Below are 25,886 nucleotides of genomic sequence, written 5' to 3' on the forward strand. Positions count from 1 at the left end.
GCGGGCCGCACCCACGGTGATTTCTACGGTATAAGTACCGGGCGTTGCGTCGGCAAGGACACCGTTCGGTCGAGCTGCCTGCAGATCCCACACCAGCGTGTTCACGCCGTGCGTCACGTTGGCGGTCCAGCGGCGCACCACGCGGCCGGCGGAGTCGGTCACCGCTGCGGCGGCCTGCCCCGCGGCGTCGCTGGCCACCTGGATGGGCGCCACGTTGCGGCCGCGCCGCTCACCGGGCACGGTCTCCCACGGGAACCAGTCAACCGTGGCGTCGCGCACGGGATACACGTACAGCGGCCGCGCCGCCGACACGGTGACGGTGTCGCGAATGGGCGCCAGATCCAGAATCCACGCCCCGCGCCCGTAGCTGCCAATCACCAGATCGCGATCGCGCTCCTGTACCGTCAGGTCCATCACCGGCGTGGACGGCAGCGTGGCCGACAGCGACTCCCACCGCTGCCCCAGATCGCGCGACACGTACACACCAAGATCGGTGCCCACGAACAGCACATTCGCGTCGCCGGGATCTTCCTTTATCACGTTCACCGACTCCAGCGGCAGGTTGGCGGCAATGGACCCCCACGTGCGGCCGGTGTCGTGCGACACGTACACGTACGGACGGTGGTCGTCCTCACGAAACGCGGTGAAGCTCACGTAGATCGTGCCGGCGTCGCGCCCCGACGGCGTCACGCGACTCACCCAGTGGCGCGGCAACCCGGCGTCAATGCGGCGCCAGGTGGCGCCGTCGTCCAGCGTGAGCCACACACGGCCGCCCTCGGTGCCGCCCGCCAGCATGCCCGCCACCAGCGGCGACTCGGCGAGCATGGTGAGCGCGCCGGTGGTCACCGGCGTGCGGTCGGCGCCCGGCGGATCGCCCAGATCGGGGCTCACCACGGTCCAGTGATCGCCGCGGTCGGTGGACTTGAGCACCTGATTGCCCCCGGCGTACAGCGTGCGCGGGTCGTGCGGCGATATTAGAAAAGGCGCATACCAGCTGAAGCGCACCTGCGGCGCGCCCTCGGGCGCGTGGGGGTGGATGTCCACCGCCGACGGGCCGCCGGTGAGCACCGACGTGCCGGTGATGTCCATGCGCAGCATGTCGCCGTTCTGATGCTCGTAGTACACCCAGCGCGCGTCGGTGGGATCGGGCAGCGTCACGAAGCTGTCGCCGCCGGTCCACCGGTCCAGGTACACGCTGCGCCACGCTGCGGGCTCGGCGTCGTCCAGCGAGGCGTTGCTCGGCCCGTAGATGGCGGCGTCGTCCTGCGTGCCGGCAAAGATGCGGTACGGCCACTGATTGTCGGTGGACACGAAGTACATCTGCGACACCGGAATGTCGTTCAGGTGCAGCCAGCTCTCGCCGCCGTCGTACGACATGAACAGTCCGCCGTCGTTGCCCAACAGCAGGCGGTCGGGGTTCGACGGGTCGATCACCAGTTCGTGCTGGTCCAGGTGCAGGGCGCGGCCGTCGGTGTGGTGCACCCGCAGAATCCGGTCGCCGATGCGGCGCCAGGTGGCGCCCCCATCGTTGGACTGGAAGCCGCGGTTACCCAGGATGTACACATGATCGGCGTTACGCGGATCCACGCGCACGTCGGTGAACTTCCAGCCAAACATGCCGAACACGTCATACAGGTCCTGCGTGTTCACCTGGCGCCAGTGTTCGCCGCGGTCGTCGGAGCGGTACACCTGGCCGCCCACGAACGGCCGTCCCTTGACCGTGGCCGGCGCGCGGTTGTCGAGAAACAGGTACACCACGTTCGGGTTGCCGGGGGCCACGTCCAGGCCCGCGCGGCCGAGCATGCCGTGCGGCAGCCCGGCGGTGATGCGGCGCCAGTGATCGCCGCCGTCGGTGGACTTGAACAGTCCGCCGGCGCGTCCCTGCTCGATCTGCCACGCCCAGGCGTACAGCGTGCGCGGATCGCGGGGGTCCAGGGCCATGTCGCTCACGCCGGTGGAGTCGTCAACGAACAGTACCTTCTGCCAGTGCGCGCCGCCGTCGCGCGTGCGGAACACGCCGCGCTCGGCGTTGGGCGACCACAGGTGTCCCATGGCCGCCACGTACACGACGTTGGGGTTGGTGGGGTGGATGATCACCTTGGCAATGTGCTGCGTCTCGGCGAGTCCCATCGGCGACCACGACGCGCCGGCGTCCACCGACTTGAAGATGCCGGTGCCGGGGTACGCGTACCCTGCGTAGCGCGGCTGGTCCTCGCCCGTGCCCACCCACACGATATTGGGATCGCTCTGCGACACGGCCACGTCGCCGATGGCGAACGTGCTCTGGTGATCGAAGATCGGCCGCCAGGTAATGCCGTTGTTCACCGTCTTCCAGAGGCCGCCCGTTCCCACGCCCACGTAGATGGTGCCGGTGTTGCCGGGCGGGATGGCGATGGACGAGACGCGGGCGCCGGTCTGCACCGGACCGTCGGCGCGCCAGGCGAGCCCGCGAAAGTACGAGTCGCGCTCCATGGACTGGTGATCGGCCCACGCGGCGGCGCGCTCGGCGGCGGTGGTGGGGTGCTGGGCGGCGGCCCGGGCGGGAGCGGCCGCGCAGAGCACGGCGACCGATGCGGCCAGGGCAACGGAGAGGGACGGGATGCGCATGGGTAGCAATGGTGCGCCATGGAACGCCGGTTCGCCACCTCGCATGCTTGTGAATTCGCTCTGTGGACGCGACCATTGTTCATGACCGAGGCGGATTCCGAGGTTCTCAGCGAGGAAGAGACGGCCAGCGTATGGGCGGGCCGCCGACCTTGAGGCCGAGGCCACCGGGAGCGTCGAGGCACCGGAGCCCTGCGCAATGCCATCCACACACTTCTTGACAGGGGGTCGACGCGCCGCAAGTTGTACTGCCCGCGCTGCGCGACGCATCGATGGCCGGCTGACGGCTGCGTGATCCTTTGCGCAAACGTGCCGTAACCCCGAGTTCGGAGTGTCGATGGACGCACCCGCCAGTGAACCGCGCCACATCCCCATGCCCGTCCTGCTGGGACTGGGCGCCGTTACCGACTTCTTCGACACGTTGGGGATTGGCTCCTTCGCCACCACAACGGCGGTCCTGGTGCTCGGACGCATGGTCAGGGACGATGACATCCCCGGAACGCTCAACGTTGGGCAGGCGATTCCCACGGTGGCGGAAGCGATCATCTATATCATCCTGCTCGGTGGCCTGATTGACCCAAAGACCATCATTAGCATGGTGATCGCGGGCGGCATCGGCGCGTGGGTGGGCTCGGGGATCGTGGTGCGCCTGTCGCGCCGGACCATCGAGCGCGCCATGGCCATTGCGCTGCTGCTCACCGCGGGCTTCATGGCCATGCGCCTGATGGCGAGTTTGTCATTGGACGCCGGCACGATCGGCCTTTCCGGTTCGGCGTTGGTGATCGCGGTGATCGCCAGTCTGGTCATTGGTTCGCTCACCAGCCTGGGGATCGGCAACTACGCGCCTACGATGGCCGTGACCTACATGCTCGGCATGAACGCCAAGGCTGTGTTCCCGGTCATGGCGGCATCGGCGGCGGTGATCCTTCCCGCGGCGGCGATCCGCTTCTACCGCTCCGGCCGGTTTCATCGGCGCACGGCAATCGGCCTTGCGGCCGGCGGCATTCCCGGCGTGCTGATCGCGGCATTCCTGGTCAAGGAGTTGCCGCTGACAGTGGTGAAATGGGTGGTGGTCGTGGTGTTGCTCTACACGGCCGTCACGCTCTGGATGTCGTCCCTCAAGGTCAGGAGTGCCGCGGCATGAAGATCTCGGCGATTCGCGCGTACCAGATCGATCTTCCCCTGCACGAAGGGAGCTACAAGTGGTCGGGTGGCAATGCGGTGTCGGTGTTTGACTCCACCATCGTTGCCGTGGAGACCGACGACGGGCTGGTGGGTTGGGGAGAGATCTGCCCATTGGGGCCGGCGTACCTTCCGGCCTATGCGCGTGGGGCGCGCGCGGGCATCGCGGAGCTGGCGCCGCAACTGATCGGTGCCGATCCGCTGGCGCTGGGCGAACTGAACGAGTTGATGGACCGGTCCATGCGTGGACACTCATACGTCAAGTCGGCCATCGATATGGCGTGCTGGGACCTGCTGGGCAAGGCAAGCGGGCTGCCCGTGGCGACGCTGATGGGTGGCCACGTGGGCGACGACTTTGCCCTGTATCGTGCGATTTCTCAGGAGTCGCCCGCGCAGATGGCCAAGAAAATCGGCCGGTACCGCAACGAGGGGTATCACAAGTTCCAGCTCAAAGTCGGCGGCGATCCCGATACCGATATCGATCGCATCCGCGCGGCGGCCGCCGAGCTCTCGCGGGGCGACGTGCTGATTGCCGACGCCAACACCGGCTGGACGCAGCACGCGGCCGTTCGCGTGGCCGATGCAGTGCGCGACGTGGACGTGTATATCGAGCAGCCCTGCATGACCTATGAGCAGTGCCTGGCGGTGCGGCGCCACACCGACCGACCGTTCATTCTCGACGAAGTGGTGGATGGCATCGATATGGTCGTGCGCGCGGTCGCCGACCACGCCATGGATGTGATCAATCTCAAGATTTCCAAGGTGGGCGGGCTCACCCGTGCCCGGCAGATTCGCGACCTGTGCGTGTCCCTCGGGATCGCGATGACCATTGAAGACACGTGGGGCGGCGACATCACCACGGCCGCGATCGCGCATCTGGCGCACAGCACGCCCGAGCGGTTCCTGTTCTCCTCCACGGATTTCAATTCGTATGTCACCGTTGCGTTTGCGGACGGCGCGCCGCAGCGGAAGAAGGGACGACTGGCGGCGTCGCGGCAGCCGGGACTGGGCGTGCGTCCGCAACTGAAGAAGCTGGGCAAGCCCGTGATCGACATCGGCAAGAAGGCCGGGCGAAAGTAGCGCGGTACCACGCGCGTCGGTGCGTGACCATTGCCTTCACGTCGCGGCTGACGCCGCCCGGGCGTTCCTGGCCGGCCTAATCCACCCGCATGGCAATCAGCGGGTCCACGCGTATGGCGCGCCGCGCCGGTAGCACCGAGGCCGCCAGCCCCGCCAAGATCAGGGCCACGGTGGCCACCGCCCACGACGGCGGATCGGCGGCGCTCACCCCGTAGAGCATTCCGGTAAGTAGCCGTGTGGTCACGGCGCCGCCCAAGAGCCCGACGAGCACACCCAGCCCCACAACCGTGACACCCTGCCGCGCCACGAGAGCGACGATGCGCGGCGCCGGGCTGCCGAGCGCACTCCGGATGCCGATCTCGCGCGTGCGCTCCATGACCGCGTAGCTCATCACCCCGTAAAGCCCAGCCAGCGCAAGCACGACTGCTACCAGGGCGAATACGCCGAGCAGCGTCAGGTAGAAACGGGGCTGGCCCATGCTCTGCGCGATGACATCGTTCATCGCCATCATGCCAGACACGGCGGCACCGGGATCCAGGGCATGGATCGCGGCACGCACCTCCGCTTCGAGCGCTGTCGGGTCGCCAGAGTTGGCGCGGACGGCGATCGCATAACTCGTGCTCGACGGGTTCCCCAGGTCGTAGGGATAGTAGACTTCGGGCTCGGCCGGCGCGAACGGGCCCGCATTGCGGATGTCGCTCACCACGCCGACGATCGTGGCAAAGGTCGTGTCGCCGATGTAGAACCGTTTTCCGATCGGACTCTCATCCTTGAAATCGCGCTTGGCCAGTGCTGCGTTCGCCACCACGACCGTGGGCGACCTGAGCGACTGATAGTCCGTCGGTCCGAACAGCCGCCCGGACAACAGTCGCTGGCCGGTGACGTCGAAGAAGCCCCGCGTCGCGTTCCGGTACTCGACGAGCGGCAGCTTGCTGAAATTGTCGCCCGGCTGCCCCTCGTACCGGATGTTGAAGTTGTCGCCCCAGTTGACGTACGGCATCAGATCGATCGCGCCGGCGGAGGCCACACCGGGTTCGGCGCGGATGGCGTCGAGGGCGGGGTGGAGAAAGCGCCGCGTCGCGCTGGAGTCCGGATAGGCGTCGGGTGAGATGCTGACGCTCAGCGTGAGCACGCGCGCCGTCTCGAATCCGGGGTCATTGTGCAGCACGGTCGTGAACCCGCGTAGCACGAGCGACGCGGCGATCAAGAGCATCAGCGAGAGCGCGACCTCGGCGGCAACGAGCCCCGCCAGCGCGCGATGCTGCTCGCGCCCCGCCCCGCCGCCCCGACCGCCGCGCAGCGCTTCTTGGGGGTCCACCGACGCGTTGCGCCATGCCGGGAGCACGCCGCACAGCGCGGCGACGACCACGCCGAGGGCCACCGCAAGGGCGACCACGCGGAGGTCCATCGTGAGGCCCTTGAGCTGGGGAACCTGCCGCTCCGCCAACACGCCGATCGTACGCACGCCCGCCCAGGCGAGACCCAGTCCGGCCAGGAGGCCGACGCCCGTGAGCATCACGCTCTCGGCGAGAATGGGGCGGACCACCGCCCATCGGCCGCCGCCAAGCGCGGCGCGAATCGCGATCTCGCGACGGCGCTGGACCCCACGTGCCAGTAGCAGACTGGCGACGTTGCTGGCGGCAATGAGCAGCACCATGCACGCGGCCGCGAAGACGAGCAGCAGCGGGGTCCGGACCGCGCGCACCGACTCGGCCTCCAGTGGCACCACTCGCACCGACTCGCCCTTCATCTGCGGGTAGGTGGCCGACAGGGCCCGATACGTCGACGTGAGTTCCGCCTGGGCACTGGCCACTGTGGCGTCGGGAGCCAGCCGTCCGACGAGCAGGAGGAAGTTGGTGCCGCGGCTCTCAAGCTGCTGCGTCGTGAAGCGCATCGGGAGCCAAATGTCGGCGCGAAGGACGCGGGTGCCCTGAATGAATCGGAAGTCGGGCGGAGCGATGCCGATCACCGTGACCTCGTCGCCCCCCAAGTGGATCGTACGCCCCACGATTGATGGGTCGCCTCCGAAGTGCTGACGCCAGAAGGGTTCGCTGAACACGGCCACCCGCGGTGCGCCCGGCCGGTCGTCGTCCGGCGTGAGTAGCCGGCCGACCAGGGCGGAGACGCCGAGCATCGGGAAGAGATTCCCGGTGACTTTGAAGATCGTCGGTTGGAGCGCCTGGCCGGGGAGCACGAGAAGGCCATCGCCCCCAGTGCCGGCGGCGAGTTCGGACAACTGGTGGGACTGCCGAGCGAGGTCGAGATAGTTCGGAGCGGAGAACGGCCACGTATTGGCCTGCGGGGCCGTACGGTAAACCGTCACCAGGCGGCCGGGGTCGCGGAATGGCGGGGGCTGGAGGAGGGCGCGGTTGATGGCACTCGAGACCGCCGTGGTCACCCCGAGGCCGAGCGCGAGGCAGACGATGGCGGCCAGGGAGACCGACGGCGTACGGGCCAACCCGCGGGCGGCGTCCCGGAAATCTGAACGAGTATAGAGCGGCATGGGCGCAAGACCGGACGGAAGTCTTTGATTGGATGACTGCGACCGTCAAATAGTTTGAACGCTGCCGCCCACGAGCGGACTCGCGTCGTTCCGTGAGGAACACCCATGATCGGTTCTGGACCGCCCTCGCAGGTCCCCCCGTTCTCGGACAGTCAGAGACGCGAGGAAACCAGTGGGCCATCGGCCGTGCACCGAATCCGTGACAGGAGGTGTTGTCACGAGCCCTCACGCGTGACAAAGTCGAACTACACGACCTGCCGCGGTTTCCCCTATGAAGGGCACGCCGATCCCATCATAACTACACTTTGGCGTGCGTAGTTCGAGGGGAATTTTCAAGCTTATATAGAAGATCTGAAGAAGCGGAAGGGACCGGATGCGGATCAGCCGCACCGGGTGACGTATCGGAAGTTGGTCAGGGGGTAGGCGGGGGTGCGGCCGCGTCGACGCGGGATAGGAATGTCAATTGCACCGGCGCGCCTCGCGCCGGGGGAGGGGCACCGGTGACCTTCCCTCGTCCTGCGGAATACCGATCATGGGTCCGGGACCGCTTCGGCAGGCCACCTACCTCGAGAGCGCCGACAGGCGCGCGCGCACTTCGGGGTCGGCGTCCTTCCACGCGTCGCGCACCAGCGCCTCGTACACGTGCGAGCTATCGGACTGGCCAGCGCGCGCGAACGCCCGCGCCATCCAGGCGTCGATCTCGGTGCGCGGAACGTAGCGCCCCATGGCGTCGAGCGGGCCGCGGAGCGCCTGGCGGAAGTAGGCGATCGCGCCCGCGGTATTCCCGTGTGCGAGTTGGACCGCGCCGAGTTGGACCACGGTCGTCGTCCATCCCGCGACACCCCAGCGCGCGGCCGACAGCTCGGCCTCGGCGGTCGCCGTGTCGCCGCGCGACAGCGCGAGCAGTCCGGCGAGGTGGTGGTAGAGTCTCCAATCGCGGCCGTAGTAGCTCCGCGCCCCGACGTGGCGCACCGAGTCCATGAGTGCGTGCGTGGCCGTAGTGTCGCCGGTGCGCCAGAGGGCGTCGCCCTCGAGCACGTGCGCCCAGGTAAAGGCGCGTGACTGCTCCGCGCTCATCGCCTCCACGTCGCGCGGCAGGCCGTCGTGGCCGGCCCGCTCGTACAGGCGGCGCGCGTCGGCCACACGGCCCACGCGCATCAGGTTGTCGGCCTGCACGAGTTCCAGGCCGGTGGCGGCCAGCACGGGCTGCAGCAGCGCGATGGAGCGCCGGAACTGGCCGCGCTCCCGGGCGAGCGTGGCCGCCAGGTCGGTGGCGTCGGCGAGGCCGCCGGGCCGGCGGCGCAAAAGGCGCACCAGAGAATCGACGGCATCGAAGCGGCCTGCCACGAGCAACGCGCGTCCGAGGTCGGCCGTGCGGACGGGGTCGCTGGTCAGCGATGCGGCCCGCCGCGCGGCCTCGATGGACTCCTCGGCCCGTCCCGAGAACTCGAGCGCCATGGACAGCATTTCCCACGAACCCGGCACGCCCGGCTGCAGCGCCACCCACCGCCGCGCCGATTGTTCGGCACCGGCGAGGTCGCCGCGCACCAGGCGCAGGCCCACGAGTCCCGCGTAGGCCACGCACGGCGCGCAGGGCCCGTTGCCCGCCTCCATGGCGAGTGAGTCGAGCGACAGTTCGCGCTCGTACACCGAGTCGGCCGCCGGCCATCGCCCGTGCATCGACAGCACGTATGCCTGCAGATCATAGGCCCGCGGATCGCGCGGATAGCGCGCGACGAGCCGCTCGGCGAGGGCCTCCGATCGGTCCACCGCGCCGGTGACGGTGGCCTGTCCGATCTCGTGGACCAGACGATCCCAGTCCGACATCCGGTCCGGGTGGCGGGCGATGAGGGAGTCCAGCCGCGTGGCGAGGGCGAGGTTGCCACGCGATGCGGCAATGTCCCGGCGGGCGCTCAACGCGCCGACGAATCCGGAGTCGAGGGCGATGGCGGCGTCGAATTCGCGCGCGGCGTCGGATCCCCGGCGCTCGCTGCTCGCCGTCAGACCCACCACGTAATGCCGGTAGGCCTCGGGGCGCGTCGTGGCCGCTCCCACGAATCGCGGGGCCTCGCTTTCCCCCGACGGCGTGCTGCTGGCCAGGTCGAGCAGGCGTGCCGCGGCGAGGCGGCCCAACTGCACGGGGTCGGCGGACATCACGGTGAAGCTCTGGAGCGAAGCGCCGGTGGCGACATCGCGCACGTCGAGATCGAGGATGTAGACGTCGTTCCCGCCGGTGAGCCCGCCACGCACGGCCCACGTCGCTCCCACGCGGCGCGCGATGTCCATGGCATCGGAGGCGTCGAGCGGCGCGCCGCGCGGCCCGCCGCGTCGCAGGAGCACGTCGCGCACGCGCACCGGGGGGACGGGTTCCAGGGGGCCCTCGCCGGCCAGGTTGTCGCTGATGATCTGAGGGAGGCCGTCCTCCAGCCAGGCGAGCGCTGTGTCGCCGCGAACGTTGGCGATGTCGGTGACGGCGACCACGGTGTGCGTGGCCGGCGCGGCGGTGTGATCTCGACGGCCGCGGACGATCACCAGGGCGGCGACACCGACCACGGCCAGCATCGCGACCGCCAGCGCCGGGCGAATCCAGCGCCCGGTTGATGCGGAGGCCGGCCGGATGCCGGACGGTTCGGGCGCCGCCGCTGGGGCGGCCGGCGCTGGTGGGGGAGGCGAGATGTCGCGTATTGCGGCCAGATCCCGGGCCATCGCATGCTCACCGGCCGCCAACTGCGCGCGGAGTTCGGAGGCGACATCGCCCACGGCAGCGTCGGGCCGCAGGCCATGCTCGCGGGCCAGCCAGTCGCTGAGCCGGGCGTGGTCGTCCAGTGCCGCCCGGCGTGCCGACGGCGTGCCCGGTCCCGAGCGGGCGCGCAGCAGCGTCGTGAAGGCCAGGGCCGACTGCGGCGCCGCGTGCAGCCAGCGCTCGGCGAGGCCCACGCATTCATCCCACGCCCGGGCGCGCAGCAGCGCCGGTGCGTGGCGCTCACACATGGCGAGAAAGAGGCGCTCGTAACGGGACCGTTCGCGGGCCGCCCAGGCGTCGAAGCCCGGCGCGTCGCTCACGTACAGGTCGTCCAGGAATGGTCCGCCGTACAGGGCGGCGGCACGAACGTCGTCGCGCGATTCGGCGGCGGCGGCGAACTCCAGGGCATCCACCGCGAGGCGCAGCTCGGGGTTCAGTCCCACCTCGTCGCGGCGCGCGGAAATGCCGGACGCGCCGACGGCGGCGCGCAACGCCGAGAGCGCGTTGCTCAGCGAGTGGCGGGCGCGAGTGTCCGTCTCCTCGCCCCAGAACATCGCGGCCAAGACGTCGCGGCGCGGCGCGCGTGGCGACACGGCGAGGACGGTGAGCAGCGCCAGGTGGCGTGGCCGGACCGCGGCAGGGGTGACGACGTCACCCACCCGAGTCTCGAGTGCGAGCTGGCCGAGCGTCTTGAGTCTGAAGTGCTTGTCCAGACGCATGTTGACTTGTTGAGACCTCGCGGATGGCGCGACGGCAAACTGTGCCCGTCCGGAAAACTTACCGCCCGCCAGTTGGCCCGCAACTCGGGCCGCCCGCCTGTGCATGAGGAGACCTCCATGGCGAACCAAGCCCCGACGGACCTGATCGGCTTCCTCGACTACTATCTGGTGCAGAAGGCGCCGTTCCAGATCCCGCCCGGCTGGCGGGAACTGATCGTCCGCTTCGCCCCGTGGATCGCGGTCGTCCTGCTGGTGTTGTCGCTGCCGGTGGTGTTGGTGGCGCTCGGGCTCAGCGCCGCGGCCCTGCCGTTCGCGGCCACGGGCGCGCCCGGCCTGGGGTTCACGATGATCGTCATCATCGTGACGCTGGTGCTCGACGTGATGGCGCTGCCGGGGCTGTTCGCGCGCCGCATGGGTGGCTGGCGGCTGATCTTCTGCGCGCGGCTGGTGACCATCGTGTCGTCGCTGCTGCGAGGGGCGATCGTCGGCGCCCTGCTCGGCGGGCTGATCAGCCTGTACATCCTGTTCCAGATCCGTCCGTTGTACGGCGCGGCAGCCGCCACCACCGCGGCGACGTACTAACCGATGCGCTTGGTGGCGAAGGTGGCCGGCGGGTTAACCCTGATCGCGACGCTGGCGGCGCCCGCGGGCCTGGCCGCGCAGGCGTCGATCACCGTCACGATGTCCATCGCCGGCCGGACGCTCGGCCCGGACACGGTAGTGGCGGCCGCGGTGCCGGGTGCCGGTGGGGGACGAAACCAGGCCGACGCCAGACCGCGCGTCGGGGCCGGTGCCGGGTCCAAACAGCAGAACGACGAGGTCCTGCTCACCATCCACGCCGGCCGCGGCGCGGACGACCTGGCGAAGCTCGCGACGCTGACGGCGACCGGCCGCCCGAGCGGTGGGACGTGCGACCTGGTGTTCCGCGACGGCACGGGCGCCGTGTTTCACACCGAACACCTGACGGGCTGCGTCGTCCGCCGCGTCGACACCGCCGCCGGGATGCGACGCGTGTCCCTCGGCTACACGTCCATCTCGATCCAATCCCCTGCTCCCGGAGGAACTGAATATGAAGAATAGAATCACGTATCTGGGTGCCGTCGCCGTCGCGCTCGCGGTGTCTGCGATGGTGCAGCCGCTCGCCGCGCAGTCGAAGCCGATCCTCGCGCACCCGCCCGTCAGCCGCATCGCGAAGCCCCCCGTGCTGGTACACACCTCCCAGCCGCTTCCGATCGGGCCATGGGAAGGCACGCTCCAGCTATCGACGAACACTGGGCTGAGTTGGTCGAAAACCGCATCGACGACCTTCGCCACTCCGTGCCCCAACGGCGGTGCTCCGGCCACGTGTGGGCTCAATCCCGTCGCTTCCTTCATGCTGCGGTGGGCGGAGGACCCGAACCGGAACCCCGGCGGCTACTACAGCGTCAGCGCAACCCAGCTCACGCCCCCTCCGTCGCAGGCCATTGGCCCCGGCAACTGCGACAGCCCGGCCAACTTCACGCAGGCAATCAGTTTCCAGGCGATGGCGCGACCCAATTTCGCGGCGGGCACCACGCTGGTCTGCCAATACGTGGTGACCGTCACGGACGTGGACGCCCATGGACACCAGTCGACGCGGGCCACGCAACCCGTCACGATCTCGATCCAGGTCCGGTCGAAGTGAGCGGCGCCGTGCTCCGCATGCGTCACCTGTCCGGGATATCCAACCCATGAGCGCGCGCCCCCGCGTGCCGCACCCACGTTCCCATTCGAAGGAGCCCGTCATGCGTCGCCCCGTCTCACTGTTCGCCGTTGGATTCATCGCGCTGGTGTGCACGGCCACGCCCGCTCACGCGCAGATCTGGAAGCGGATCAAGGAGAAGGTGACCGCCAAGGTGGACAGCGCGGCGAACGCCGCGGCCGATTCGACCATGGACAAGGCCGCGCGCAAGGTGACCTGCGTCGTGACCAACACGGAGTGCATTGCCGCCGCCGAAGCGAATGGGCAGCCCGTCGTGATCACCGACGCTCAGGGGAACAAGGTCTCGACCTCCGATTCGGCGCAGGCGATGACGAACGCCGCGCCGAAGACCGCGGCGGCCGGATTGGGCACGACGGCGGGCGATCTCCCGCCGTCGGCGTTCGTCAACTACGACTTCGTGCCCGGCGACTCGGTGCTCTTCTTCGAGGACTTCAGCCACGATGTGGTGGGCGATGCGCCGCAGCGCGTCATCCCCACCTCGGGCAATGTCGAGGTGGCGGACTACCGGGGGCAGCGGTGGTACCGGAGCAACAGCGCCGGCGGAAGTCTGGAGATCGATTTGCCGGGCGTGTTGCCCCAGCGTTTCACCTTCGAAGCCGATCTCACCAGCATGGACTCCTGGGGCCCGACGATCGATTTCTCCAACGGCGCCAGCGGTCACGACGAGGTGGTGTTCCAGGGGGCCGCAGGTGTCGGCAACTTCACGTCGGAGGCCATCCCGTATGACGGGTGGCACGTCTACCACGCCCGCGTCATGGCCGACGGCCCATACGTGAAGGTATACGTGGACGGCAAGCGCGTGGCCAACGCCCCCCGGGTCAACATCGGCCGCAGCAACAAGATCCTCATGACCTACGGCGGCAACGAGGCCAGTCCGTTCTACATCACGAACATCCGCGTGGCCGAAGGCGGGAAGCCGATCCTCTGGGACGCGCTGATGGCCAACGGTCGCGTGGCCACGCACGGCATCCTGTTCGCGACGGGGAGCGCGCATATCCGCCCCGAGTCGAAGCCGACGCTCCAGCTGATCGCGGACATGTTGAAAGCCCACGCCGACCTCAAGCTCACGATCGAGGGGCACACCGACAACACCGGGGCCAGCGCGGCCAACGAGACGCTATCGGAGCAGCGCGCGGCGTCGGTGAAGACGTATCTCGTGTCGAACTTCGGGATCGACGGCTCGCGCCTCGATACCAAGGGGTACGGCGATACCAAGCCGGTGGCGCCGAACACCACGGCCGAAGGCCGCCAGGAGAATCGGCGGGTCGAGTTGGTGAAGCGATGAGGCACTGGCGCATCGGAATGCGGCACTTGGTGGTGGCGGGGCTGTTCGCCGCGGCCCTGCCGTGCGCCGCGTCGCGGCTGGCCGCGCAGGGTGGCTCGGGGGGCACCCCGGCCACCACGCCCGGCCGGCTGATCGTGAAACCGTTCGACGGCTTCACCTGGATCCACGATCCGGCGGAGCGGCGGGCGCAGAAAGCGCTGGCCGAGAGCCTGCTCGCGGTGCTCCGTCAGGATCCGGCGATCTCGCATCCCATGGGATACGACGTCGTGCTGCACCTGGTCGCCGGCGACATGCCCAAGGGATTCAATACGGGGATGACCGAGTTCGCCGGCGTGGAGGGAGAGGTGCGGATCTTCGGATACGCCGAGGCGGGGAGCGGGGAGCACGGCATCGTGCAGGTGGACGCCGTGGACCTGCGCGCATTCGTGAACGATCGGTGGTGCGGCGGTTCCTATACGGAAGCCGATTCTCTGCCCGACGGCGGTCCGCCGATCGCGCAGGCGCTGGAGCAAACGGAATCGCTGCACGGGCATCCCAGCTTCGACGGCATGTGCGTGGTGATCACCGACCGCGTGCCGCCGCCCTTCGTCCCGGTGACGCGCGATCGCTACCGGCGGGTGCAGGTCGCTCAGATGCGCGCCCAGTTGAAGCACAATCGTGCTGGCATGGCCGACATGCTGGCCGACCCCAAGTTTGGCGTCATGGCCAAGGCGATGCTCGATACCGCAGAGCACGTCATCGACAGCCTGCAGCGCGTGGCCGACGCGGCCGGCCCAGCCGACCGGGCACGCCAAGCGGCCGTGCGCACGAACGGGCCGGGCGATTCTTCCCTCGTCGCCGTCGGCACGTCCGGCGCCGGCGCCCTCGTCGCCCCAAATCCGGCGTTCTTCGACGGCTCGCCTCCCCGCGATCGCGCCCAGACGATCGTGCTCAGCGTGCCGTACGGAATCCCGGGCGTGGTCCCGAGGACGTACGGGGACGATGAACCCGGCCGGCGGCGTGTGATGACCGCCATCGTGAACGGACTCCCGTGGGCCGCCCTCGAAGCCATGGTGAAACACTGATGCGCCGGCTCCTGCTGCTGCTCGTGCTGCTCCTCGCGGCCGGCGCCCGGCCGGTCCGCGCGCAGGGCGGCATGCCCGACATGTCGAAGGCGCCGCCCGACATCCAGACGATCTGGAAGAAGGTGATGGGCGGCGGCGTGCCCACGCAGGCCGAGGCCAAGAAGCTCCAGGACTACATGGCCGGACACCGCGATGCGATCGTCGCCGGCGCCAAAGCGAGCGCGGCCGCGGCCACGAAGCTGGCGGATTCCGTGAAGTCCGCCAACGCCGCCGCCACGAGCGCGAGCGATCAAGTGAACTGCCCGGTCCGGTCGCCGGCGCTCGCCGGCGTTGCGGCCACGGCGCCGAGCGCGGCAGGTGCGGCGCTATTCCTCGACGCCATGAAGAGGATGTACGAGGGGCAGGAGTCGGCCGCCGGGCAGCGCGAGCTCACGAAGATCGGCACCACGATTACGGACCCACGGCGCTTGAACTTCATGGGCGGTGTGCTGGCGGCCAACGGCAACGCGGGTGCGGCGGTGGTTGTGTACGTGGACGCGGCGCAGAAGGGCGGGGCGACGCAGCGCGCCGCGTGGTCGGGGCTCGGCGCCGCGCTCGAGCTGGCCGCCGACGACCCGCACGCCGTGACCGCGTTCCGCCGCGCGCTCGCGATCGGGCCACGCACCGCGGTCGACGTGTACGGGCTGGGTGTGGCGTACGCCAACCTCGGAGATATGTCCACCGGCATTCCATTGCTCACGGAGGCCACGCATCTCGCGCCGAAGTTCGGGATGGCGTGGGATGCGCTCGGACGGGCGCAATCGTGCACCGGAGCGATGCACGTCGCCATCGCGTCGATGCGGCAGGCGCAGGAGGTGGACTGGAACGGACATCGAGAGGCGCAGGTCTTCGGGCCGGAGTCGAACGACGACAACGTCGAGGCGAAGAAGCCGCTGCCGCTTCCACCGGCAGAGTCGGTCATGCCGCCGCCGCCGGCGCCGGCATTCCCCTTCCTCGTTCCGTCGATCCCCAGCAACTGGCTGGAATCAGAGCACTTCGACGTGGAGATGATCGGGGTGGCCAACGAGTACCAGCGGATGCTCACGGCGATTCGGATGCAGGAGCAGGCGGCGGAACCCGCAGCGCGCCCGGAGCTGGATGCCGTGGAGGCGCCGGTGGGCGCGGCGGGCGGGCTCGAGTTGGACCTGAACATCGACAACCAGCGCGAAGTGGACGCGGCCACCGATCGCGTGGACGCCAGGATGGCCGCGAAGCAGAACCTCATCGAAGCGGCCTTCGGCGACCAGACACGAATCATCGACCAGAACGCGACGCCTCGCGCCGTGGCGATCCACAAGGATCGTGACGTGTGCACAGCCAGGTCGCGCAATCCGGCGGCGTGCATGCTGCCCTACTGTCGGGCCGAGCTGACCCTGGCGCAGTCGACGTACGCCGCGGAGCGCGGAGCGGCGGAGACCATGATCGGCGGCATGTCCGAATTGGCGGCGGACTACGACAAGGCGATGCGTGCCTGGTTCCTGTACGCCACGAATCCGGTGACGCGTGTGCGCCTCGACGCCGATCGCCGCGAACAGCTCGTGAATCTCGAGCGCTTCATCTATACCTCCGCCCAGGAATTCGGACTGGGCGGGGACGGGGAAAATCTCATCTCGGAGTGTAACGCGGCCGCGAGGGCCGCGGCGGAAGTGAAAGCGGCCCAGGATGCGGCCGCCAAGGTCGGCAAGTGCAATCCAAAGAAACTCGATCTCGACCTCGTGGTGGCATCGATCTACATCGACTGCAACGAGTTTCGACTCGGTCTGGCGGGCGCGAAGCTCGATGTCCGTGGCGCGACGACGGGCCGGCACGGCGAGCTGTTCCTCGGCGTGGGGCTGCCCGGCACGATCCCGGGACTCGGGGGGGACATCGGGATGCAAGCCAACTTCGATCAGGGCGGCAAAGTCACGACGGCGGGGATCGGGGTGCATGGGAGCTTGGGCTTCTCCGCCGTGGGGAAGTACGACCTCGAGGAGACCATCAACCTGCGCAGCGCGGGACCTGATTCCGAAGAGTCGGCCACGTTCACGACGGGCGCGGCGTTCGAGGGGGACCTCAGTGCCTATGCACACGCCTTTTGAACCGGGGGGCGGCGTCTTGCCCGGGCCTCATGCACGACGCGCCCGGAGCGGCGCCATCGGAGGAGCAATGATGTCTCGAATTGGAATGGCCGGTGTTGTACTGGTGGCGTGTGTTGCGGCGGGCGGGAGCGCGCGGGCGCAGGGCGTGAGCACGGTCGTCGCCCTGCATTCGTTCAAGGACCTGCCCACGCTTCCAACGTCGATCGACTCGCTCGCCAGGTACTACGGCGACGTCGCCACGCCCGACGGATCGACCGAGAAGGGGGACGTGCACACCGAAGCGCTCCGCCAACGGATCGTGGGGTGGATGAAGCCTACCGGCGTTCCTCCGGGCATGGACTACTCCAGCATGATGCAGAGTCCCGGCATGATGACCCCCGCGGCCGCTCAGGCCATCGGGAGCCTCTCGCAGGTCGCCGGCCAGATGAACGCCGATTTCACCGACGCCACGCAATCGTTCAACGTCGTGACGATGGGCCGTCTGCACGCGGCGTACGAGGACAAGGTCGCGGCGCTCAACAAACAGTACCAGCCGGCGATCGACCGGTGCATGGCGCGCGCGGAGCGGGCGGGCGGAGGGTCGTGCGGGGCCGATCCGGCCCAGCAGCGCGATGCCGCGATCAACGCCGCCGCCGCCGGGCTGCTCAAGAGGGCGGCCGCTCCATACGACGATCTCAAGCACACGCTGCAGCAGAGCGCGGCGCAGGGTGAGGCGGCAATCGATCAGGCCACCAAAGCCTTCGGTGGCAAGCTGTCGGGGATCGCGCGCGCGCAGGTCATGATGATCCGGCAGAACGAGCTCAACGAACTCATGGGGGCGCTCGGAGCCGAGAACGACGTGGTGACGTACGTGTTCGCCCATGCGGCTAATCTGAAAGCGGGCGGCGGTACGCACTGACGGCGCGGCGAGGCGCCGGCGTCGCCGGTTGACCGTTGCGGCGCATTCCTTCCACTTTCCACGGAGGCTCGATCGTGAGCAGATCCCTCGCACTCCTGTCGCTGCTGTGCCTGTCCCCCTGGACCGCGGCCGGCGCGCAGTACCAACCGGCGCCGACGCAATACACGATCGTCAACGCCGGCGGCGGTCAGACCCAGCACTTCTATCGTGACGGCGACAGGGTGCTGGTCGATCTGACCATGCCCAAATCCGCTGAGCAACCGGTCGCGATCCACATGCGTACGATCGTGGATGTTCCGTCCACGACGCAACTGTCGTGGGACCTGCTGAAGGCATCGGTGCCCTGCAATTCGCCGGGCAAAGGGGACTGGGGCGACCCGTTCGGCCTCTGGCAGCAGATGGCGCTGGACGATTCGGTCACGCCAAAAGCGACGGGGCAGGACACGGTGAACGGCATCACCGCCACGGTCTTCGAGAAGCGGGAGAAGCGCGGCACCGTGAAGCTCTGGCGCGACGCCACCTACGGGCTCCTGGTCAAGGCCGTGATGACACCGACAGGTGCCGAGGCCATCGAGATGTTCGAGACAAAGGAGTTCAGGGTGGGCGCGCCGACTGGTTCGGTGTTTGCGGTGCCCAAGCGGTGCGTCTGGAAGCGGTAGGACCTCGAACCGCTCCCGCCCGTTGATCGGTATCGAGCGCTACAGCTTCACCCCCGCGATGGAAGCGGGAATCTCCACGGCCCGGAACTCTCTCCGTCAATTCTCTAGCTCGATAGCGCCGCGAACGGTCCGATACCGAATTGGTGGAAGGGAACATCCGGACGCATCGATCGGCCCGAGCACTCAGGCGGGGGCCGGCGTCACTCCGCGCGACCAGCTCACCAGCGATCTGTCCACGCGGTTCGGCGCCGTGCAGTCAGGCGACATGCACGCGGCCGGACAGGCGCTCGCGAAGTTCCAGGGCGATCAGCAGAATGTCTCTTCGCCAAGCCCGACGCCGGCGTCGCAGTCACAATCTCCGCTCCAGAACGATTTGCAGTCGCTCGTCTCCGCGGTGCGGTCAGGCGGACAGCGGGTGGCCCCCCGCCCTGAAAGTTGGACCAGGGCGACTGGCGGAATGACGGAGGAAACCGCTCGCCGCTCGGGGGGTGGACGCGAGCATGGCGGACCGTGGAAATCGTACCCTCACGCGCTCACAGCGTAGGCCCGTTACAAACTCAGTTTGTAACCGTCGCGTTCGGCTCATTCCCGAGCCGTACCGCCTTGGCGTGCAACCCCATGCTGCGCATTGTCTTCCAACTGGCCCAGCCAAAACAACACCGCGAAGTCGGTAGTACCGAGGGGAATTTCGGTTCTTATATAGAAGATCTGAAGAGGCGGAAGGGACCGGATGCGGATCAGCCGCACCGGGTGACGTATCGGAAGTTGGTCAGGGGGTCGGGAGGCCGCGTTGGCGGGCCAGGTCGCGCCGCCTGGATGGAGCACGCTGGACGCCAGGGTTCACCGCAGGTGGAAGTCGCCCATTCAAGTCTGGAGCGATGCACGTCCAATCGGAGGAGCGACATGTTCAAGAGCAACGCCGTGCGAAGCTGCGTCGAACTGCACGAGATCGAGTTGCGGCGGTTCCATGACACGTGGCTCGCCTTTCGTGCTTCCGGCCAGAAACTGCCGCGGACTGACGATCCGTCCTACCAGTCGAACGAGCACCTCGCGGGCCACGTGTTGCGTTCGTCCCGCAACTACCTGACCTGGATTGGCGAATGCGTGAAGCGGCCGGTCACCGACCTCGACTCGGAAACGGACCCCGTGGCGATCGCCGGCCGAAGCGCTGCATTCATGGAAGAGGTCCTCGCCGGCTGGCGCCGCCACCTCGCGTTGCTCGAAGATCGCGAACTCGCGCCGGTGACCTACAAGTCCCGCTGGGGCGAGGACTACAACATCGAGCAGATGCTGGAGCACGCGGTCGTGCATCCGATGCGGCACCGCATCCAGCTCGAGCGGCTGGCGGGTGGAGGCGCCGCTCGGGTTGAGAGGTGAGGTGGCGGCGGCCCGATGTCCCCTATGAAGGGCATACCGATTCCGTCATACCAACATGGGAAGACGCGGTGCGCTTGACCTATGTCGCCGTCTCATCGCGCGGCGCTCCCGCCGGCAATTCCACCGTCGCCTTGCGCTCGAGCTTTCCCCAGCCGACCAGGCCACCGCGCGTGGCCGCCATGAACGACCGGATCACTACCCAGTACATCATCTGGCGGTACGCGAACCGCTGCAGCAGGACGAGCCAGGTGAGGCGCCAGTCCTCGTCGGGTTCCACCATGAGCGCCAGGACCGACACCGCCCAGTCGATGAACAGGAAGAGCGCGTAGAGGGTCAGGATCTGCTCGAACGGCGCTACGGCGTACGTGGCGCCATGCTCCAGCCCCACCAGCCACACGGAGACCAGGCTCCAGATGAACATCAGATCGGCGAGCGGCGCGATCGCATTGACCAGGAGCTGAAACACCCATGTGTTCGGAAGTGCGATCATGCCCAGCGAGCCGTAGCTCGGCCGCAGGAACGCGCGCCGGTGCTTCCACATGCACTGCAGCGTGCCGAAGCTCCACCGGAAGCGCTGCTTGAGCAATCCCGACACCGTGTCCGGGGCCTCGGTCCAGGCGACCGCGTGCGGCGCATACGCCACGCGATGGCCGGCCTCGAGCAGGGACAGTGTGAGATCCTGGTCTTCAGCGAGCGTCTCGCCGGAAAACCCGCCCGCCGCCAGGACCGCCTCGCGCCGCCAGGCGCCCACCGCGCCGGGCACCACCGTGATCCCGTTCACCAGGGCAAAGGCGCGACGGTCGAGGTTCTGGCTGGTGATGTACTCGATGGCCTGCCAGCGGGTGATCAGATTGATCCGGTTGCCGACCTTCGCGTTGCCGGCGACCGCCGCCACCGCCGGGTCGGCCAGCGGCTCGACCAGGCGCGCGACGGTGTCCTCTTCGAACAGCGTGTCCGCGTCCAGCCCGATCACGATGTCGTGGGAGGCCAGGCGCAAGCCGACGTTGAGCGCGCTCGCCTTCCCCCCATTGGACTTGGTGACCACCCGCACGCGGGGGTCGGCGTCGAACGCCGCCCGCGCGACCGCGTAGGTGTCGTCCGGCGACCCGTCGTCCACCACGACCACTTCCAGCGCGCCGGCGTAGCGCTGTGCCAGCAGGTGCTCCACGGTGCGCACGACGACGAGCGCCTCGCGATACGCCGGGACGATGACGGACACCGCGGGGGCATAGGGCAGCGCGGCGGGAGCCCTGGCGCGGGCCCGGACGCCCCGTCGTTCGCGTGCGTATTCCAGCAACGCCAGCGTCCCGATGACGAGCACGCGCGCGATCCCGAGGACGACGGCGAGGAGAAAGAGCCACGTCAGGATCCACTCAAGCGTGCCGAAGAGCGCGAAGCCGACGAGCTCCACGCTCCGGGTGGTTTCCTCTCCCTTGGGGAGCGGCGTCATCCCCTGGATGGCACCGTTGGTGAGCCCGGACAGTGTGACCAGTGTATCCCCGCGCGCCCGCAGCGAATCGATCAACGGCCCGAGGGCTGCCACCGTCTCCGCACGATTGCCCCCGCCATCGTGCAGCAGGACCACGTTCCCGCGCGCCCGCTGGTCGAGCACGTTGCGGACGATGGCCGCCGCCCCGGGGCGGGTCCAGTCCCTGGAATCGAGATGCAGGCCCGCGAGCACGTACCCGCGGTCGGACGCGATGGCCGCCGGCCCGAGTTCGTCCGCGGTGGTCGGCTCGGCGTCGCCGAAGTAGGGCGCCCGGAAGAAGACGATGCGGCGGTCGAGCGCGGCCTCCAGCAGCCGGGTCTCCACATCGATTTCCATCCGGACGATATGTGGCGGCAAGAGGGCGAGGTTCGGATGCGTGAAGGTGTGGTTGCCGATTTCGTTGCCGTCGGCCAGCACCCGGCGGGCGAGCTGCAGATGTCGCTCCACGCTGGTGCCGATCATGAAGAACGTGGCATGCACGGAGCGCGACGCCAGGGTGTCGAGGATCGCCGGTGTCCAGTCCGGGTCGGGTCCGTCGTCGAACGTCAGGGCTACCTTGTGCTTCTGAGCGCCGAAGCGCTGGACGATCCAGGGCGATGGGTAGCTGGTCACCTGTTCCCCGGTGATCGGGCCGGCGGGCGCGTCGAACGTGATCGTGCGCGTGCCGTCGGCCGGCTTGGCGCGGATGCGCAGCAGCTCGCCGGTGCCTTGGAACACCACGTCGTACCCCGGCGGGATGCGATCCAGCGCGGTGGCCACCGCCTCCGGGCTTCCGGTCGAGACGGCGAGCGCGTTCCAGAGCGACGGGTCTTCGGCGCCGAGCCGCCAGAGCGCCTGGCCCCGGACCCCCAGCCGCTGGCCGGCGGCGATCTGGTTCCACGCCGTGACCCCGTCGAGGAACCAGACGACATGGTCCGTCGAGTCGGCATCGGTCCAGGCGATGTACGGATTGAGGGCGGCGCTGTCGAATTGGACGGGCGCCGAATGATCGTGCGCCTGCTGCATCACGTCCTGGAACGTCACCGCGTCGCCCGACGACCCGCGGCCGGCGTCGTTCCAGTCGTATCCGTACGCGCCGAGCACCAGCAGGGCCTTGTCGGCCGGCACGGATCGCAGCATGCGGGCCGCCTCACGCTCGTACCACGCCTGGCTGGCGACCGGCCCGGGATTCCCGCTTCCATAGTGCTCGTCGTAGAGCATCAGCAACAACCGGTCGTTGACGGCGGCGTACTTCGCGAGGAGGCTGGGCGAGAGGTCCGTGCTCACCGCCTGCGTCAACAGCAGCCGTCCGGCGCCCGGCGCGGGCGGAACCGAGTCGAGTGCTCGGCGCAGTTCCACCAGGAAGCCGAGGACCGCCGGGTGCAACGCGTCGGGGATCTCCTCGAAGTCGATCGTCACCCCGGCCAGGCCCCAGGTGCGGACGAGGCGCACGAGCTGGGCAATCGTGCGCTTGCGCGCGGTGGGCCGGCGGACCAGCGCCGCCAGGCGGGTGGGGTCGAACCGCTGGGTCGTCGAATCGACGTTGCTGAGCATCAGCAGCACGCGGGGGCGTTCGGCGGCGTCGAGGCGGGAGAGCAGGAACGGCACGCGGCGATCGACGACGGCGTGGAGCGAGTCGCCTTCCGCCGAAACGAACGCCCATTCGCAGATCAGCAGGTCGATCGCGGTGGCATGCGCGGAGAGCGCCGAGAAGGAGTTGTCGTCCCAGTTCACGTAGAACGCCGCGAACTCGCCGCGTTTGGGGGCCGTCCGTGCCGACACGCCGATCGGCTGCCGCGGGAGCGCCGCGCCGCGCAGTGATGGCACGGGCGGGCGTCGCTGCAACGACGCCAGGAGCCGGCGCCGGGCGATGGCCCGTTGCCGCGCGCCCTTGGTTCCTCTCCATATCGGAATCGCGCCGAGCGCCCGATCCACCAGTACGCCGGACGCGGCGGGAAGCGTGGGCGGGATCAGGATGGCGAGCACCACGGTGAGCGCCAGGAGCGTCGTGATCACCCCGATCGCCATGACGCTCCATCGGACGCGTCGCCAGCGTCGGCCGGTGGGGTCCGCGAAGATCGGACGGTTCATGATATAGGAATATACCGGCGGCGGCAGCCGAGCGGCCTATCGAGCCCGCGCGCTCGCGCAGTGCGGACCTGAAACGAGACGCGGCTGCCATGAGATGGCAGCCGCGTCAGGTCAACCGGCAAGGACTCCGCCGAATCAGGGCACGATGGTGCGCGTCGCGGCGATGTCGGCCTCCAGACGCGCGACCCCCGCGCCGGCATCCTTGATGTAGCCGTTGGCCACCTGCACCATTGCTGGCGTCGGCGCCACGTACGCCTGCTCCACCTGGTTCGTGATGGCACTCAGCCACGACCGCAGCCGCGGGGGATATACCAGCGCCCCCTCGCCCGACTGGATCCTGAGATCCACCAGATCATCGATGTCGCGATTCAGGTTGTCCAGCGCCTTTCCGCCGCCGCCGGCCTTGCGGAGCGAGTCGCGGGCGTCGATGGCCTGGTTCAACGTGGTGTCGAGCCGAGCCACGGCGCCGTGGATCCGCATCAACAACGCAAACCGCTGCTGCAACTGCGCCGGCGTGCTCTCGAGTCGCGGATCCAGCTTGATCACGAACGACTGCTTCTGCGTGGTGCCGCCATAGGTGAGCGTCACACCGTACGTACCCGGCACCACTTCCGGACCGACGGGCGGGCTCGCAGAAAAGCCGGTGTTGAAGATGCCGTTCACGTCCACCGCGGTCGGGTATCTCAGATCCCACTGGAGGCGGTTCATCCCGGGCTTCACCGCCGTGAGTCGCTCTTCCTGCTGCTGTCGCATCTGCGACGGACTGCGCGCAGCCCCCCTCCCTCCGGCGTTCGTCCCGAGGTGCAGCGTGAAGCTGCGAATCTCCTGGCCGCTCGCCGTGGTGAAGCTGAGCTTCACCGGCGTGCGTCCGTCGTAGTCGGCCGGCAGGTGGAAGAACACCGTGACGCCGGGCGCCAGGTTCGCGCCGCCGGCGCCGCCGCCCCCGAACCCGCCCGCGCGGCGCGACACCAGCCAGCCCTGCTGCGGCTTGAACAGGTACGACGTCTGGGCTGCCACATGGGCTGACCCGAGCTGCTCGAGGAACTGCAGGTCGTCCAGCACGTAGAACCCGCGACCGAAGGTGGCGAGCACGACGGCGTGCTGCGCGGGCTGCACCTCGATGTCGTTCACGCGCACCGCCGGCAGGTTGAGGGTCAACGGCTGCCACTGCTTGCCGCCATCGAGACTGAAGTACGCCGTGGCGCTGGTGCCGGCGAACAGCAGGTTGGCGTCGGTCGGATCCTGCCGCACGCTCTCGACGTACTGGTCATCGGGCAGCCCGGTGGTGATCTCTGTCCAGTGCTTGCCGTAGTCGGTGGTTCTGTACACGTATGGGTGGAAGTCGTCCCAGTCGTACCGGCTCGCCGACAGGTAGGCGGTGCCCGCGTCGGTGTGCGACGGCTCGATGCAGGTGATCGTGGACCACTCCGGCAGCGCCGGCGGCCGCACCTGGCTCCAGTGAGCGCCCCCATTGGTGGTCACGTATACCAGGCCGTCATCGGACCCCGTCCAGATCACGTTGTCGGTGAGTGGCGAGAACGCGATCGACGAAATGGTGCCGAACATCTCCTCGCCCGTCACGTCGGCGCTGATCGGGCCGCCGGGCCGAGCTTCCTTGCTCGTGTCGTCGCGCGTGAGGTCCGGACTGATGGTCTTCCAGTGGCTGCCGCCGTCGAGGGTCTCGAACAGCACGTTCGCTCCCATCAACAACTCGTTGGGATTGTGGGACGCGAACACCACCGGATGATGGTTCCACCCGTAGCGGTATTTGATGTTGGCCCCGGCGTGGCCGAACTTGTACTCGGGCCATGGACTCACGTTGGTGACGAGTCCCGTGCGGCGGTTCTCCCGCCACTCGATGCTGTAATACCCGCTGCCGTAGGTGATCCAGGGCTGGCCCGGGGTGGGCACGACCCAGCTCATCTCGCCGCCCTGGATGTTGGTCCACACCGGCGGAATGGATCCCGCCGGCACGGCGCTGGGCGCCTGGACCGAACTCCGGTCCTGCTGCGCGCCGTAGATGTGGAACGGGAACTGGTCGTCGAGATTGGCGTGATAGAACTGCCCGGTGGGCTGGTTGTCCTCGGAACTCCAGGTCTGGCCGCCGTCGATGGACACGGCCGCCCCGCCATCGTTGCCCTCGATGAGAATGCGGGGGTGATCCGGGTTGACCCAGAACACGTGGTTGTCGCCATGGGGCGGATGCAGGGCGATCAGCGTCTTGCCCGCATCATGCGAGACGTAGACGCCGACATTGGGCAGGTAGATGGTGTTGGCGTCCTTCGGGTCCACGTAGACGTAGCCGTAGTAGAAGGCGCGCTGCGTGATCTCCTGGCTGAGGCTCATCAGCCGCCA

16 protein-coding genes are annotated in these 25,886 nt (G+C 68.6%); 11 read left to right on the forward strand and 5 right to left on the reverse strand.

All coding sequences use genetic code 11. The features are described 5' to 3' along the window. Positions 1 to 2,607, reverse strand: a 2,607-nt coding sequence (locus tag VNE60_14480) for a hypothetical protein (protein ID HVB32728.1), incomplete at its 3' end; no start/stop codon positions are given. Between the two features lie 370 nt (positions 2,608 to 2,977). Between VNE60_14480 and VNE60_14485 the strand changes: the two genes are divergently transcribed. Both VNE60_14485 and VNE60_14490 read left to right on the forward strand, forming a co-directional pair. Continuing rightward, positions 2,978 to 3,748: a sulfite exporter TauE/SafE family protein gene (locus tag VNE60_14485; GenBank protein HVB32729.1), complete on the forward strand. Its 771-nt coding sequence runs from the start codon at positions 2,978 to 2,980 to the stop codon at positions 3,746 to 3,748. Next, the gene (locus VNE60_14490; protein ID HVB32730.1) at positions 3,667 to 4,866 is read left to right on the forward strand and encodes a cis-3-hydroxy-L-proline dehydratase; all 1,200 of its coding nucleotides are present in this window, start codon (positions 3,667 to 3,669) and stop codon (positions 4,864 to 4,866) included. Before VNE60_14485 ends, VNE60_14490 begins: the two co-directional genes overlap by 82 nt. A gap of 76 nt (positions 4,867 to 4,942) precedes the next feature. On the opposite strand, the gene VNE60_14495 is transcribed toward VNE60_14490, so the two are convergent. After that, positions 4,943 to 7,369, reverse strand: a complete 2,427-nt coding sequence (locus VNE60_14495; GenBank protein HVB32731.1) for an ABC transporter permease — start codon at positions 7,367 to 7,369, stop codon at positions 4,943 to 4,945. 561 nt (positions 7,370 to 7,930) lie between these two features. Continuing rightward, complete coding sequence (locus VNE60_14500) at positions 7,931 to 10,831, reverse strand: hypothetical protein (protein ID HVB32732.1); 2,901 nt, start codon at positions 10,829 to 10,831, stop codon at positions 7,931 to 7,933. Between the two features lie 117 nt (positions 10,832 to 10,948). Here VNE60_14500 and VNE60_14505 point away from each other — a divergent pair, with 117 nt between their 5' ends. From VNE60_14505 to VNE60_14545, 9 genes are all read left to right on the forward strand, one after another. Beyond that, on the forward strand, positions 10,949 to 11,413 hold the full coding sequence (locus tag VNE60_14505; protein HVB32733.1) for a hypothetical protein: 465 nt from the start codon (positions 10,949 to 10,951) through the stop codon (positions 11,411 to 11,413). A gap of 12 nt (positions 11,414 to 11,425) precedes the next feature. After that, complete coding sequence (locus tag VNE60_14510; GenBank protein ID HVB32734.1) at positions 11,426 to 11,911, forward strand: hypothetical protein; 486 nt, start codon at positions 11,426 to 11,428, stop codon at positions 11,909 to 11,911. After that, positions 11,901 to 12,494 carry a hypothetical protein gene (locus VNE60_14515; GenBank protein ID HVB32735.1) on the forward strand — a complete coding sequence of 198 codons (594 nt, stop codon included), beginning with the start codon at positions 11,901 to 11,903 and terminating at the stop codon, positions 12,492 to 12,494. The genes VNE60_14510 and VNE60_14515 overlap by 11 nt, the downstream gene beginning before the upstream one ends. 100 nt (positions 12,495 to 12,594) lie before the next feature. Further along, positions 12,595 to 13,857 carry an OmpA family protein gene (locus tag VNE60_14520; GenBank protein HVB32736.1) on the forward strand — a complete coding sequence of 421 codons (1,263 nt, stop codon included), beginning with the start codon at positions 12,595 to 12,597 and terminating at the stop codon, positions 13,855 to 13,857. Continuing rightward, positions 13,854 to 14,921, forward strand: coding sequence for a hypothetical protein (locus VNE60_14525; GenBank protein ID HVB32737.1), 1,068 nt, complete (start codon positions 13,854 to 13,856; stop codon positions 14,919 to 14,921). The genes VNE60_14520 and VNE60_14525 overlap by 4 nt, the downstream gene beginning before the upstream one ends. After that, the gene (locus VNE60_14530) at positions 14,921 to 17,038 is read left to right on the forward strand and encodes a hypothetical protein (protein HVB32738.1); all 2,118 of its coding nucleotides are present in this window, start codon (positions 14,921 to 14,923) and stop codon (positions 17,036 to 17,038) included. The genes VNE60_14525 and VNE60_14530 overlap by 1 nt, the downstream gene beginning before the upstream one ends. A gap of 67 nt (positions 17,039 to 17,105) precedes the next feature. Further along, positions 17,106 to 17,936, forward strand: coding sequence for a hypothetical protein (locus tag VNE60_14535; protein HVB32739.1), 831 nt, complete (start codon positions 17,106 to 17,108; stop codon positions 17,934 to 17,936). A 74-nt stretch (positions 17,937 to 18,010) separates the two neighbouring features. Continuing rightward, positions 18,011 to 18,595, forward strand: coding sequence for a hypothetical protein (locus tag VNE60_14540; protein ID HVB32740.1), 585 nt, complete (start codon positions 18,011 to 18,013; stop codon positions 18,593 to 18,595). A gap of 903 nt (positions 18,596 to 19,498) precedes the next feature. Further along, entirely contained in the window at positions 19,499 to 19,972 is a 474-nt protein-coding gene (locus tag VNE60_14545; protein HVB32741.1) for a hypothetical protein, read from the forward strand. 79 nt (positions 19,973 to 20,051) lie between these two features. Here the strand turns inward: VNE60_14545 and VNE60_14550 are convergent, their stop codons facing one another. Both VNE60_14550 and VNE60_14555 read right to left on the reverse strand, forming a co-directional pair. Next, positions 20,052 to 23,531 (reverse strand): glycosyltransferase, encoded by a 3,480-nt coding sequence (locus VNE60_14550; GenBank protein HVB32742.1) that lies wholly within the window; start codon positions 23,529 to 23,531, stop codon positions 20,052 to 20,054. A 135-nt stretch (positions 23,532 to 23,666) separates the two neighbouring features. Then, positions 23,667 to 25,886, reverse strand: a 2,220-nt coding sequence (locus VNE60_14555; GenBank protein HVB32743.1) for a hypothetical protein, incomplete at its 5' end; no start/stop codon positions are given.

This window comes from Gemmatimonadaceae bacterium, from assembly GCA_035533755.1.
Lineage (GTDB): Bacteria > Gemmatimonadota > Gemmatimonadetes > Gemmatimonadales > Gemmatimonadaceae > JAGWRI01.